Raw genomic sequence first — 13067 nt, forward strand, 5'->3', positions numbered from 1 at the left:
CATCAGGCACGCAGACGAATAATCATCGTCGGAACACGGGTATAAGCAAACGTACCGCGTGGCAGCTCCTCGCGGACGTCAGAAAACGGTAACAGCTTCTCCTGCTGGCGCGGCCCGTTCAGACAGACGGCAACCAGCACGCCCCCCGGACGCAACAGGGAAAAAGCCCGCAGGATATGCCGGATATCCTGCCCGTGACTGAACGGCGGATTCATAATAATCCGGCTGTAATACTGCGCCGGCTGCCATTCCATGAAGTCACCATGCTGCACCCTGACACCGTTAAAATTTTCCCGCAGATACCGGACCAGTCCGCTGTTAATCTCCACCGCATCACACATGGCCCCCGGCGCGGTATCCCGAATCGCCCGCAGTATGGCTCCGGTGCCGGCAGAGGGTTCCAGAATGTGATCACGGTTGCTGATCTCCGCCAGTGTCACCAGGCGCTTACAGACCGGGGCAGGTGTCACAAAAAGCTGAGATTCAGCCCGGATTTCAGCAACCGGCGCGGCGTTATCCAGCCTTACGCGCATCAGCCGGATACGTTCTCTTAACTGACTGTGCATGTCATTATCTCCGTCATACCCCGGGGCTTTTCCCCGGGGATAAGCCTTATTTCTGCGGGATTTCCGTGATTTTCATGTCGGTGATATACACATTCACCAGGCGGAAATTATTGTCCATTGTGCGGCGGTAACGATATGCCCCGTGGTCTTCTGCCTCTGCCACACTGCGCACGGCCTTACAGTCCCGGGGCAGGGCAGCCCACTGTGCCTTTGTCATTTCCCGGAAACCTTCTCCCGGATAGTTGACAACAGGCGGGCGCTTCGCGGCCTGTCTGGCGACGGCGGCCTCTTCTGCCGATGGTGCTTTGTAGTCCGTGATGCGATCGGGCGTCACTTTCATCGTGCCGCTGTACCCGAGAAAACTGTAATTTGGCGTTGTGACTGAACTCACCGCCCCGTTGCTTTTGTTCACACGGATGATGGTCAGCCACTCGCCCCGGCTGAAAACCTGCCCGCCCGGCTCAAAATCCTGTGTCCGGGTAACCACGCCGCCGCTTTCGTCCAGCATGGCACGCTCATAGATCAGGCGGTTCTGATAGTGGTTAACCCAGCGTTGCTGACGCTGAATCTGCCGTTCATGACAGCGGATCGCAATTTCGCGGGCCTGCTCCGTGGTGATAATGTCATCATCCAGGGCCGACCATAACGATCGACTTCCTTCATACTGGCTTTTTTCTGCCGGGCGCGGATACGTATCCAGCGGGAAACAGGCGCTGATATGGTCATGACTGCTGATGAGTTTTGCCATATTCAGATCCAGCGATTCAGCCCGCCACATCGTCAGATATTTCTGCGACTGCGCGATGGTCTTTTCAGACTTGCGCAAATCAGCTTCGATTTTTTTGATACGACGCCAGCGAACGTCCGGACGTTCTTTATACTTCGCGTGAAGCAGTGCCGACCGCGCCCGCTCTTCCCAGTATTCCGCACGTTCAAAGAGCATCACGGCACGTTTCATGCCGTTTTCAATACGCTGCGCATCACGACGGGCGCGGCGTTCACTGTGATGCCCCACAAGAATGGGCTGACCGGGCGGGATCATCGCGGCCAGTCTTTCCACTTCATCAAGTGCCTGTGCGGATTCACTGGCCCGCTTTCCGCTGTATCCGGTAAACCGCTCCGCCCGTGCTTCCTGACGTTCAGCGAGCGTGCTGTCTTCATCCTCAATCTCTCCGGCAAGTGAGAGGAGCACGTCTTCCCGGCCCGGTGTCCAGGCTGGCGCCACAAACAGCGCCTGTTTGGGTGCCCAGCGGAAACCGGCATCATGAACTTTTTTATACGTCTCCGGGTCAAGACGTGACGCGGCATACAGGCGCAGTTTGTTGTCATCCGGTGAGTAGGTCGCGCGGTACATCTGCACAGGGCTGGCGGCTTCCGGGGCGGTCATGGTGATTGCTGCTAATGTCATAAAATGTTCTCCTTCCGTCTGTTGCCGCCCCTCGCGGGGCGGCTCACCTCATCAGTTAAAAGCGCGTTTCAGTTCGAGTGTGCGGAGCACCTGCCCGAAGGCCGTGTTTTTCATGGCGGGGATGTGTACACCACGCCCCCGGTGAAAACTCCGGGCTATGTGTCGCCCGAAGGCTTTCAGCACGGGGGCAATTTCCGGCGCGGGGATGTCTTCGCGTCTGAAACGGGGATGACGGCGGGGCTTTACAGCCGCTGCGGAAGGTGAAACAATACTGACTGTCATAAATGAATCTCCTTATGGCACAGGTTAGTGAAGCCGTGAAAATCGATTGCGGCGATTTCTACGGCGTGGATTAAGCAGGTCCCGGACCTGCTTTTTTCATATCTGCGTCTGACGTTCTCCGGTGTTTTCCTCCTTCTGTTCCTGCGTTCTCATTACCTGCCAGCCGGATGACTGACAGAGCGAATAAATGCGTATTGCCGGAGCCTTAAATAAATCCTGATTTTTAAAGAACATCACCCGTTGAGTTTCGGGAGCCGCGGTTTTGACGTTTCGCGGGAACCTGCTGCTGTATTCCCTGTGGTATGAACTTCACCCGTTTGAGAACCTTCGCCGCAAGGGGCATCACTGCCACGGCCTGACGCACCTGTCCTGGGCAGAACGCAAAATTTTTTACCGGGTTTTGGGTAAAAAATTTTGTGGGCTGTTCATTTACCCTGGACAGTCAGTGCGGCAGGTTGTGGCTGTCTATGCCCCCGGCGACAGGGACTCATACGGGTGTGTGGCACCAGGCAGGCAATGAGCAGGGACCCGCCGCAACGACGTGAAGCGCGTGCGCGAAACGGCGTTGCGCCTTACATCCCGGTGTCTTTTTGCCGGGATGCCGGGAGCGCAGGCCACGGCGCGACAGAGGCGGCGCGACCGGAACGGTCGCTGCAAGCCAGGGTTTCGCGTCAGGGGTGGAAGCCCGCCAGGGCGGAGACAGCTCCGCTGGCTCCGTTCACGACAGCCCGCCCCGCCAGGGGGACGCCCGGGAAAGCCATAAACAGGAGAGGAACGGAAATAAGAAGAGGAAGAAGAAGAACAGTAACAGGCACGGTAACCACAGAAAAATAACATCAGAAAAAAATATTCCGGACACATCACAAACGGGAAGGGTAACGGGCTACGCGCCAGCGTGGCCCGCTTCCCTTCCGGCAGGCGCCAGCCTGCCAGGGGTTTTCGCGCGGGCTGACAGGCGGCCTCCACCGCCTGCCCCTGTATCACCTGTGCCTGCTGCCCTGAAGGATGTAGTGACCACCGAGGAAAACCGCCTGCTGATTCGCCACAAAATCACAGATTTCATCAACAATCTGCGCGGTGGTGAGCGGTTTCTGCCCCATTTCACGACGCCGCGCATTAATCACGGCCCTGTAATTACGCAGAATTTCGCGGGTTTCCGTGCTGATATTCATTACCCGTTCTCCCCGTCCAGCGCCTGACGCATCACCCGCATAATCTCACGTTCTTCCCTGACAAATGCGTCACCGTCGCCCCCGTTCTCGCTCCCTACAGCATGGAGGCGATAAATTTCACTACCAGCCATCACCATCACTTTTTCCAGCAGCACCGCAGGGACTGTTACAAGACGGTTTACGCGCTTTTCCTCCATCAGTTCATTGACAATATCGGAAACAACTCTGTCACATGCGCCATATACAAAAGCATCGTCCAGCCGCTGCATGACGGTTTCCAGCTCATCGTCTGACAGGTTCCAGTCCCGGGCTATGTGGCGCACATCCCCGCGGGTCAGCACCACGGCAAAAACGCATTCACTGTCCGGCACGTCTGTATCCAGTACATCGCGGATAACTTCTTTAACAGTACAGTACATGTTCTCGTCTCCTTTACAGGGGCGGCATTGCCGCCCCGTCCGTTAATCAGTCCAGTGCCGCGTAAATCGCGTTGCATTCGGGGTGAAATTCGATGTGGCTCCACAACTGCGCATCGCGCATCCGGTAAAGGTGTGTCAGTCCCGCATCCCCGCTGTCGTGGTACAGCCACAACTGGCGGTTAATCACAAGGGAAGTCAGGATGATACCTGCGGCATCAGCACTCACAGTGCGGTCAAACCAGTTTTCACCGTTGACCAGATGAAAACGGTCGCCATCCGGCATCATGTAACCGCCACCGTCCGGCAGGCGGATGAAATGCCAGAAGCCTCCCTGATATTCCGGCATCATTTTTTGCGCCAGCGCGTACACATACGCCTCGGCATACAGAAAATCGTTGCCAAACAGGTAAGGCAGAAAGGAGAGACGGTCACACTCTTCAACGTACAGAGTGACAGGTTTCGCATACTGCATGATGTTTTCCTCCGTTGTTCACATATTCCGCGACACCGGGCGGTGCCGTGCCTCCATAAAAGCCGGGCGATAAGGCGGGGATGCACAGGGCGCAAGGGAAGCCGCAGCCTGACGCACACGGCTGGCGGGAGTTGGAGGGTGAGACCGCGAAATCTGAGCGGGTGAACGACCGGAAAATCACGGCAGACGGGAAGGAGGGACCGGGTGACCGCAGCGGCGAAGCGTACCCTTGCATCCCTGCCAGCCCGGCTAAGATGGAGGCACGGCACAGCCCGCACACGACGCTGAGGCCACATAACTGAAAAACCACAAGGCCATGCCCTGCATGGCCGGGTAAAGCGGAGCCGGCGGCGACTTCCTTTGTGCTCTGTCCGGGGACCGGCAGGAAAAAGGCGGGGATTTACCCCGCCAACGTCATCATTTCCGGATTTTTGCCAGGGCATCCGCCATGCTGCGGATTTCGGCCCGGGCTTCCCGGACCACCTCCCGCAGAACACCACGGTCAAACCAGCGGCGGGGCGGTTCATCCGGTATACGCAGCACATCGCAGGCCAGCCCACTGGACAGGATATGCTCAATACAATCGCTGACCAGGTACATTTCCACCGACGAAAAACGTGCTCCCCGGTTCACGATGGCATCGAGCACCACGGGCAGGTTTTCGTCATCTTCATCGAGCCAGCAGGGGTGATCGCTTTCCTTCACGACCAGGCGAAAGCGGCGCGTCTGGCGGATCAGCAACGTCTGACCGGTGGTGGTCAGCGCCGCCCGGATACGCCGCGCATCTTCTGCCACCTGGTAACAGATGCTTCGTACCGCATCGTGCACCGCATCAAGAACTGCCCTGATTTCGTCTTCGGTCAGCCATTCACCCGCATACGGGAAAGACACCTGCGTTCCGTCTGCCGGAAGTACCGGCAGCGACTGCCACTGACTGCCGGACAGTACCAGTTCCGCCCCGGTTCCGGTCAGTTTGTGAATGGCGGAGGCCAGGTGCGGCGGCAGCACGCCATCGTGGCGGTTAACGAGTAACGTCGCCAGCCGGGACGCATCCAGCCGCACGTAAATGCTGATCCAGCCCGGATAGTTCGGATTTCGCTGGTCAACATCCGTCTCTTCCGGCCAGCCCTGCGCCAGCAGCAGGTTACGGGCGTGGCGACAAATCAGTGCATTCAGCGTTTCGTTCATGATTCATGGTCTCCCTGAATCGCCACCCGCAGGCGGCGATAACATCAGTCGTTTTCGTGTGTGTTGTTTTTCCGCAGGGCGCGGGCCTGAATAACCACCGTCTGACGGCGGGTAATGCATTCCGGGCGGCCCATTCACGTTTCCACAGTGCCTGTTCAGCGGTCTGAATCAGGGACGCCAGCAGTTCAGCAGGGACGGTCACCTGGCGGTTTTCGCTCACGTTGCTGATAATCTCCATCGCCGCACCGGAAGAAATACCGGACTCAATCCGCTGGTCTTCCGGGATGTCCTCCAGGCGCGCCAGGACAGTCCTGATTTCATGATCGGTCAGGGAAATATCCATTCCGTCAGCCAGTGCCTGAATCTCTTCCGGGGACCAGACAACCAGCATCAGCGGCGTGTCTCCCGGATACTTTGCTACCAGCTCCCGGCAGAGTATTTCGCATGTCCGTACATACTCTCTCCCCTCAATCTTTGAAGCAGGAATCCAGTTCCAGAATTTCGGTATATGCTTCCATCAAGAGGCGGTTTGCGCGAAACAGCGTCTGACGCACCAGACGTTCCGGCAGGGTGTCGGCATTAAAGCTGTACCGCTGCTCCATCTCATTCATGGTTGTACGCAGGTCGCACATGGCACTGGCCACCTCCGCCACTTCGGCGCGAAGTTTTTCGTGTCCGGCATAATTCATTTACGCAGCCTCCGGCATAAACCAGTCATCATTCGCGGCCCCCTGCTGCATGGCCCGTTGAACGGCAGCCAGTCGTTGCTGTCCGGCACGGTGATACTGCTCAAGCAGCTCGATACCGATATACCGGCGTCCGGACCGGAGGGCGGCAACGCAGGTTGAGCCGCTGCCTGCAAAAGGGTCCAGCACAATAGCGTTCGGGTGTGTGAAGCTCTCAATCAGCGGTTGCAGGCTGCTAACAGGCTTTTCCGTCGGGTGATGACGATTGCCTGAATATTTCCAGCCCTGCACATCCGGTAAGGGTTTCTGAGGCAGCGCCGGACGCCCTTTTGCCAGGATGTAGGCGCATTCGTGGCGGTACGCGACATACGCAGATTTGGATGTGTAGTTTTTGGTGAACACAAGGTGCCCTACCACGCTGAATCCGGCGCGTTTCCAGGCCGCCATAAAGCGGTCAATACGGTTCCAGCCGTAGAAGCTGACCATCAGCGCGTCTTTTTTGAGCACGCGGTACATTTCATTGCAGGCTGGTTGAAGCCACTCGTCAGTTCTGTCACCGGCAAGAGTACGGCCGGAACGGTCGCAGAAACCGACCAGATAAGGTGGGTCGGTGATGATGAAATCGACAACATTGTCCGGAAACGTGGCCATAACTCGCACGCAGTCACCCAGAATAAAACGGGACATAACAGCACTCTCCTTCTCTTACAGAGGGCACCAGGAGGGCCCCCCTGTGGTGCCCGTTCCCCGCTGCCTGTGGGCTGTTCACCGCGTCCGGTAACGGGTCAGGCCGACCGTGGAATATCGCAGCCGTCGTCTTTTTGACGGCGAGAATATGCCGCGAAAGCGGCTTGAAGGGCGTTCATCAGAAAAGGGCGACAGGCTGGCGTACACTGTCACCGACGCCAGCCGGGAGCGGTAAAAGCGCCCGTCCCGTGCCCGCCGGACGCGGGACACTGACCACAGGCAGCGTTCCTGCCGCGCCGCGTCAGCCGGCGCAGTAAAAAGAGGAGCCCGGCGACATCTTTTGTTACTTGCCAAGAAAACCCCAAAATAACCCACAACAACCCCAACAAAACACCAAAAACAAGACAAACAATCATTGATTGATGGTTTAAATGGGGTAAACTTGACAAATAAACCCACTTAAAACCCAAAACACCCCCAAATAAACACCAAAAAAAACACCATAAGGAGTTTTATAAATGTTGGTATTCATTGATGACGGTTCAACAAACATCAAACTACAGTGGCAGGAAAGCGACGGAACAATTAAACAGCACATTAGCCCGAACAGCTTCAAACGCGAGTGGGCAGTCTCTTTTGGTGATAAAAAGGTCTTTAACTACACACTGAACGGCGAACAGTATTCATTTGATCCAATCAGCCCGGATGCTGTAGTCACAACCAATATCGCATGGCAATACAGCGACGTTAATGTCGTTGCGGTGCATCACGCCTTACTGACCAGTGGTCTGCCGGTAAGCGAAGTGGATATTGTTTGCACACTTCCTCTGACAGAATATTACGACAGGAATAACCAACCCAATACGGAAAATATTGAGCGTAAGAAAGCAAACTTCCGGAAAAAAATTACATTAAATGGTGGGGATACATTCACAATAAAAGATGTAAAAGTCATGCCTGAATCTATACCAGCAGGTTATGAAGTTCTACAAGAACTGGATGAGTTAGATTCTTTATTAATTATAGACCTCGGGGGCACCACATTAGATATTTCTCAGGTAATGGGGAAATTATCAGGGATCAGTAAAATATACGGAGACTCATTTCTTGGTGTATCTCTGGTCACATCGGCAGTAAAAGATGCCCTTTCTCTTGCGAGAACAAAAGGAAGTAGCTATCTTGCTGACGATATAATTATTCACAGAAAAGACAACAACTATCTGAAGCAACGAATTAATGATGAGAACAAAATATCAATAGTCACCGAAGCAATGAATGAAGCACTTCGTAAACTTGAGCAACGTGTATTAAATACGCTCAATGAATTTTCTGGTTATACGCATGTTATGGTTATAGGCGGTGGCGCAGAATTAATATGCGATGCAGTAAAAAAACACACACAGATTCGTGATGAACGTTTTTTCAAAACCAATAACTCTCAATATGATTTAGTTAACGGTATGTATCTCATAGGTAATTAATGATGGACAAGCGCAGAACCATTGCATTCAAACTAAATCCAGATGTAAATCAAACAGATAAAATTGTTTGTGATACACTGGACAGTATCCCCCAAGGAGAACGTAGCCGACTTAACCGGGCCGCACTGACTGCAGGTCTGGCCTTATACAGGCAAGACCCCAGGACCCCATTCCTTTTATGTGAACTACTGACGAAAGAAACCACATTTTCGGATATCGTGAATATATTGAGATCGCTATTTCCAAAAGAGATGGCCAATTTAAATTTTTCAACAATCATTCAGTCCTCTTCACAACCGGAGCAAAAAAGTGATGAGGAGACAAAAAAGAATGCGATGAAGTTAATAAACTAATTAAATTATGATTGCGTTTCCTTTATCCACTATCAGGCTGGATAAAGGGAACTTAATCAAGTTATTTTCTTGCCAGTCATTACATAAAATAAACAGGGTCGTTATTATGAAATTATTCCACGGAACTTATGAAAAAGTGGCTCCAATAATCAAAATTGGTGAGTTCGCAATGTCTGGCAATAACGTTTTTGATGGGTTATTTGCCAGCCCGGAGCGCGATATTGCTGCCAGTCACGGAAACACCGTATTCATATACCATGTTGATGATGATAAAATAGCCAAATCCCGTGATCTTGATGCTCATTTTCAAGAGGTTTATGCCTTCTTACATAACGAACTGGATACTGCTGACGTAGAGGAAATAGCAGATCACGTCATGTGGGATAACAATTCAGATATCGAGGATTTTGCAGATATTCTCTCGCCACGCCTCGGCAGCGATATTAGGGGAGCATACTCATGGTAATTGCAACGCCTGCGTGGTCGTGTAGCCACTTACCTTGGATTTGATGCCATAGAAATGAACGATGAACACGGCACAAGTTACCTCATTGTGAATCCACAAATTAAAGGTGAATAAAATGAATTCCCGCATTAAAGGGACTAGATATTCTCCAGTTCCTCCTGTCCTGCAAGGCTATACGGTCTGTACAGCAATGAAAATGAGCTGTACGCGGTTGAAGGATTTACCCGCAGTCGGGCCGTGAGGGCCGCTTACGAACATGTATGACAGAGTTACATTTATACAATGTCCTGCAGGGCATAGAAGGGGCGAAAGAAAATACCTGGGCGAAGCCGCTGAACATCATTCTGGCGATTCCAATAAAGGTACTTGCTCGCGCTCTGTCATTTTCTGAAACTCTTCATGTTGCATTTCGATTTTCCTTCTAAGATCATAACGCGCATACCTGTTCTTTTTATGTATATCTATATCTATTTTTGTGACGAGTTCAAACCACAATGTTCGCACTCCCCATGCAGCGTTATGAAACATTTCCGCAACGGCTATAGAGTCTGTATTAACTGCTTCAGTCATATAGTCGCTAATACGTTCAGCGGTAATTTTCGTTATTTCATCGTAATTCATTTTATCTCCTACAAGATTATTTAATGGAATACAAAATATCTGGCCTGATAATAATTTTCCAGAATTAATATCTGCAGGCTATGTTAAGTTGTCCTCACACACAATCTACCTGTTTTCTCGTGTGTGCCACAGGCGCAATACATAAATAGTCTGACCAGTAAGTTCGTAACGGATTTCGTACTCACCAGCAAAAATCCGTCTGACCTCCCTGGGTTCAAACTGAAACAACTGTTCTCCCATACGTGGATGAGTTAACAGAATGATCGGTGCCTGTGTCAGGGACTGCACCGTTCTGGCTGCAGCTGGTTTACTGGCCAGCGCCAGAAAATCATATAACCGCGCCAAATCAGAAAGCGCCTTACTGGTCCACTTCAGTTCCATCAGCGAGGCACCGGTAACGAATTGTCAGTATCGAGGCTGTCCGCCCAGGCCTGTACAGCCTGATGGTCGATAACCCGTCCGGATGTCACATCGTCCAGTGCTTCCAGCGTCAGGCGATTACGCTCCTCCTCCTGGGCAATCCATGCAGAAAGCGCCTGTTTGATAATCCAGCCCCGGGACCGTTCCAGTCTGGCGGCCATCTGGTCGACTTTATCAGCCATAAGTAATGGCACATGCGCGGTAATTACTTTTGTTGCTTGTGCGGTATTGTTTTTCATTTGCATATCCGATTAGTTGTTAATCACATTTAATCATAGTGATTACATTCAGGCGGAACAAGGCAAATAATGCGCGCCAACGCATGTAAGGCGGCACTCCGTTGTTTCATATGGCACAGAAATAAAACCGCCGAAGCCCGGCGTAAGCCGGTACTGATTGACAGATTTAACCTTACCCACCCCATCCTGTTAAGCCATACCCACTTTCAGCCATGACAGAGCTTCTGTGCGCGGTCGGAGTGGTCCCGACAAGGGTTTACCCGAAGTCGGGGCGTATCTCCGCGTAAGCGGGCCGTCAGGGCCGCTTACGAGCGTGTATGACAGACATTAGCGGGCATGAAAAAATGGCAACTCTCAAAGACAGTGGCGTTGACACAGCGGCAGCAGCAACTACCTCTCTAATCCTGGTCAGGCAGGTAGTAGGCGTTGGCTTCATGCCTGCCGTTGGTGGTTGTTCTGGTAACGGTGATTTGCCCTGCCTGTTCCAGCGTCTGAATTGCCCGCTTAACACTCTGTCGACTAATACCGGACAGGATAACCAGTTCAGTGATTGAGATTTGATTTTTTCCGGCAGCAATGAAGCTGGCGATTACACACAGGATTGAACTTGTCGTTCTCAATGTCAGCGACCCCTTATCACTGCCAGACCATGTTTTTTGCTTGCGGCTGTCTGGATGTCGTCCGAAGGTCATCGAATAGTAGTTCAAAGAAAAAAAGACATCGAGAAACACGGGAACTCTTTATCTGTCCAGTTTTAACCATGAGCATGCGCCTGAATGCCCCATGTATCGTCAGTTTTCCGGAAATGAAGAGGAAACCTCCTCCGGAACAGGCCGGCATCCCGTGCTCCCGTATAAATAACAGAAACTTTTTACCACCTGATGACCGTAATTCCGTTATCAGACTGCAGGCTCGCTCTGCTTACCATGATGGTGAGCGCTCCTCCGTTCGCAAGAAACGTCCGCGCCTTTCCCGTTTACTCCAGTCTCTTATTGAAGATGCCGGGCTGAATAAACTGGATTCCCTGACCAATCCCCGTATCCGGGCTAATTATCGTGAGTGTCCTGATGCCATACGGCAGGTTACACTGCAGCAGGAGTATATTCGGGGAAGAGCCTTATCTGAAATTATCCAGCCTGAACTGAAGAACACGGTGGTGCGGAGTCCGGAGAGTAACGGAACAACAGAAAGCTTAGTGAAAACGATAAAGCGTGACTACATCAGTATCATGCCCAAACCTGACGGGTTAACCGCAGCAAAGAACCTTGCAGGGGCGTTCGGGAATGATAACGAATGGCATCCTCATAGTGTGATGGGTTATCGCTCGCCACGGGAATATCTGAGGCAGCGGACCAGTAATGAATTAAGTGATAACAGGTGCCTGGAAATACAGGGGAAAATCCACAGAAAAACATTTATTCTGTTGTCTTGTTATGTTTTAAAAACGCATGTTACCATCTGTGTTGCCCGGAAGCTGTTTCTGAATTATTGTCTGGTGATTTAATATGAAGCGTTTTTTTGTAAAAAACAAATATAAAGAAATTGATGATGAGTTTTCTGATGGAGAGCTCATTTTTGGTATTGCCATTATCATAAAAGAAATACAGCTCCATCTGATTAAGCGCAGAAACTATCAGTATATCATTCAGGCTGATTTAACAAATGATGTATGGAGTTACGCGGATACCCGATTTGCCGTAAAAAACACAAATAACAGGTCCGTGGGGTTTTTAAATTACATATCAATGCACGACAGATATAATGTCTCTGTATTGTTTATTTCAAACACATTCAAAAACAGAGTTAATGTATTTAAAAAAACAAGCAAGTGTGGACTTGAATATCAGTTGCTTGTACTGAGAAAAAAAGTGCATTTTTTTATTGATGGTCTTGATTTATCCTCTGTTGCCAGTAAAACCGATGGACACGGAAGAAGTGTTACAGCAAGTGAGTTGCGATGGTTATACAGACACCGGTACATGCCAGATGTACGAAATAATCTTATCTTCTGGAAGAATTACAAAAAACTATCTCAGGAGGATGTCTTTTCGTTGTCCCTGTGGCAGACATATTGTCCGAAAAAAATTTATCAATAGGGGCATCGACAGGGGTTTTTAATAAACGGAAACCCGGAAAAGAAAATCATGAACTGCTCCTCTGTCGATGACGTTCAGTAGTGCTAAGTATCAAAAGAGAACGGGATAAAAAACACTCCTGACATGGTTTACCAGATTTCATCTTTACCACGACAGATACAGGTTGTCAGCTTATCTTCAATACCGGTGTTACTAAAAAACGATAGTGACCATAGATTACGTTTTTCGGGTAAACTCCGGTTACCGTCCTGAATCACCAGCACTGACAATGGTGTGAGAGCGGGTGTTTGTCACTATTATTTATGAGTCAGTAAGTCAGAAAAAACGTTGGCAGTGGGGACGTTAAGAAGAAATAACTTCGCAGATGTTTGTATAACGTGAAAATGTTGCACGCAACGTATTAAATCTGCCGTACTTCGCCTCAATGTTCAGTGCGGCAGATATACAAATGAATTCAGCTTTAAGGTTTCAGCTCACAAATCTTAGGGTTTAATATTGTATCTTGTTGAAT

General features: G+C 51.1%; 16 protein-coding genes and 6 pseudogenes. 7 read left to right on the forward strand and 15 right to left on the reverse strand.

Annotated elements, in window-relative coordinates:
• Positions 1-2: 2 nt before the first annotated feature.
• From QUE34_RS27410 to QUE34_RS27460, 11 genes and pseudogenes are all read right to left on the reverse strand, one after another.
• The gene (locus QUE34_RS27410) at positions 3-566 is read right to left on the reverse strand and encodes a class I SAM-dependent methyltransferase (RefSeq protein ID WP_047671019.1); all 564 of its coding nucleotides are present in this window, start codon (positions 564-566) and stop codon (positions 3-5) included.
• Positions 567-612: 46 nt separating this feature from the next.
• Entirely contained in the window at positions 613-1974 is a 1362-nt protein-coding gene (locus QUE34_RS27415) for a DUF3560 domain-containing protein (RefSeq protein ID WP_000170678.1), read from the reverse strand.
• Positions 1975-2025: 51 nt separating this feature from the next.
• Complete coding sequence (locus QUE34_RS27420; RefSeq protein ID WP_000218637.1) at positions 2026-2256, reverse strand: hypothetical protein; 231 nt, start codon at positions 2254-2256, stop codon at positions 2026-2028.
• 980 nt (positions 2257-3236) lie between these two features.
• Complete coding sequence (locus tag QUE34_RS27425) at positions 3237-3428, reverse strand: hypothetical protein (protein WP_001027514.1); 192 nt, start codon at positions 3426-3428, stop codon at positions 3237-3239.
• Entirely contained in the window at positions 3428-3847 is a 420-nt protein-coding gene (locus QUE34_RS27430) for a DUF1380 family protein (protein ID WP_000271768.1), read from the reverse strand. The genes QUE34_RS27425 and QUE34_RS27430 overlap by 1 nt, the downstream gene beginning before the upstream one ends.
• A gap of 46 nt (positions 3848-3893) precedes the next feature.
• Positions 3894-4319, reverse strand: coding sequence for an antirestriction protein (locus QUE34_RS27435; RefSeq protein WP_001198949.1), 426 nt, complete (start codon positions 4317-4319; stop codon positions 3894-3896).
• Between the two features lie 417 nt (positions 4320-4736).
• Positions 4737-5507, reverse strand: coding sequence for a YubG family protein (locus QUE34_RS27440; protein ID WP_001006229.1), 771 nt, complete (start codon positions 5505-5507; stop codon positions 4737-4739).
• A 44-nt stretch (positions 5508-5551) separates the two neighbouring features.
• A pseudogene (locus QUE34_RS27445) lies at positions 5552-5979 on the reverse strand (DUF1380 family protein).
• A complete protein-coding gene (locus QUE34_RS27450; RefSeq protein ID WP_001104895.1) occupies positions 5975-6196 on the reverse strand; it encodes a YubE family protein in 222 nt (73 codons plus the stop codon). Before QUE34_RS27450 ends, QUE34_RS27445 begins: the two are co-directional and overlap by 5 nt.
• On the reverse strand, positions 6197-6880 hold the full coding sequence (locus QUE34_RS27455) for a DNA methylase (protein ID WP_000085877.1): 684 nt from the start codon (positions 6878-6880) through the stop codon (positions 6197-6199). It lies immediately after the preceding gene.
• A 78-nt stretch (positions 6881-6958) separates the two neighbouring features.
• Entirely contained in the window at positions 6959-7255 is a 297-nt protein-coding gene (locus tag QUE34_RS27460; protein WP_001364075.1) for a hypothetical protein, read from the reverse strand.
• A gap of 143 nt (positions 7256-7398) precedes the next feature.
• On the opposite strand from QUE34_RS27460, the gene parM reads away from it, so the two are divergent.
• The 3 genes and pseudogenes from parM to QUE34_RS27475 all read left to right on the forward strand — a co-directional run bounded on the left by parM (position 7399) and on the right by QUE34_RS27475 (position 9294).
• Positions 7399-8361 carry a plasmid segregation protein ParM gene (parM, locus tag QUE34_RS27465; RefSeq protein ID WP_105279257.1) on the forward strand — a complete coding sequence of 321 codons (963 nt, stop codon included), beginning with the start codon at positions 7399-7401 and terminating at the stop codon, positions 8359-8361.
• A gap of 2 nt (positions 8362-8363) precedes the next feature.
• Positions 8364-8714: a plasmid partitioning/stability family protein gene (locus tag QUE34_RS27470; protein WP_024166183.1), complete on the forward strand. Its 351-nt coding sequence runs from the start codon at positions 8364-8366 to the stop codon at positions 8712-8714.
• Between the two features lie 106 nt (positions 8715-8820).
• Positions 8821-9294, forward strand: a pseudogene (locus QUE34_RS27475) (AcrIF11 family anti-CRISPR ADP-ribosyltransferase).
• Positions 9295-9597: 303 nt separating this feature from the next.
• On the opposite strand, the pseudogene QUE34_RS27480 reads toward QUE34_RS27475, so the two are convergent.
• From QUE34_RS27480 to QUE34_RS28775, 4 genes and pseudogenes are all read right to left on the reverse strand, one after another.
• A pseudogene (locus tag QUE34_RS27480) lies at positions 9598-9801 on the reverse strand (hypothetical protein); the annotation flags it as partial.
• A gap of 105 nt (positions 9802-9906) precedes the next feature.
• Positions 9907-10182, reverse strand: coding sequence for a type II toxin-antitoxin system RelE/ParE family toxin (locus tag QUE34_RS27485; protein ID WP_000421249.1), 276 nt, complete (start codon positions 10180-10182; stop codon positions 9907-9909).
• Entirely contained in the window at positions 10182-10466 is a 285-nt protein-coding gene (locus QUE34_RS27490; RefSeq protein ID WP_001355337.1) for a CopG family ribbon-helix-helix protein, read from the reverse strand. The genes QUE34_RS27485 and QUE34_RS27490 overlap by 1 nt, the downstream gene beginning before the upstream one ends.
• A 189-nt stretch (positions 10467-10655) precedes the next feature.
• Positions 10656-10778, reverse strand: a pseudogene (locus tag QUE34_RS28775) (replication-associated protein RepA4); the annotation flags it as partial.
• A gap of 26 nt (positions 10779-10804) precedes the next feature.
• Between QUE34_RS28775 and QUE34_RS27495 the strand changes: the two are divergent.
• The 4 genes and pseudogenes from QUE34_RS27495 (at position 10805) to QUE34_RS27510 (ending at position 12556) form a co-directional block, all read left to right on the forward strand.
• Positions 10805-11014 (forward strand): hypothetical protein, encoded by a 210-nt coding sequence (locus QUE34_RS27495; protein WP_157839880.1) that lies wholly within the window; start codon positions 10805-10807, stop codon positions 11012-11014.
• A gap of 172 nt (positions 11015-11186) precedes the next feature.
• A pseudogene (locus QUE34_RS27500) lies at positions 11187-11595 on the forward strand (hypothetical protein); the annotation flags it as partial.
• Between the two features lie 3 nt (positions 11596-11598).
• Positions 11599-11850: pseudogene (locus tag QUE34_RS27505) on the forward strand (integrase core domain-containing protein); the annotation flags it as partial.
• A 115-nt stretch (positions 11851-11965) separates the two neighbouring features.
• Positions 11966-12556 carry a hypothetical protein gene (locus QUE34_RS27510; protein WP_001355339.1) on the forward strand — a complete coding sequence of 197 codons (591 nt, stop codon included), beginning with the start codon at positions 11966-11968 and terminating at the stop codon, positions 12554-12556.
• Positions 12557-13067 lie beyond the last annotated feature (511 nt).

The sequence above is a fragment of the Escherichia sp. KS167_9B genome (assembly GCF_030295215.1).
GTDB lineage: Bacteria > Pseudomonadota > Gammaproteobacteria > Enterobacterales > Enterobacteriaceae > Escherichia > Escherichia coli_F.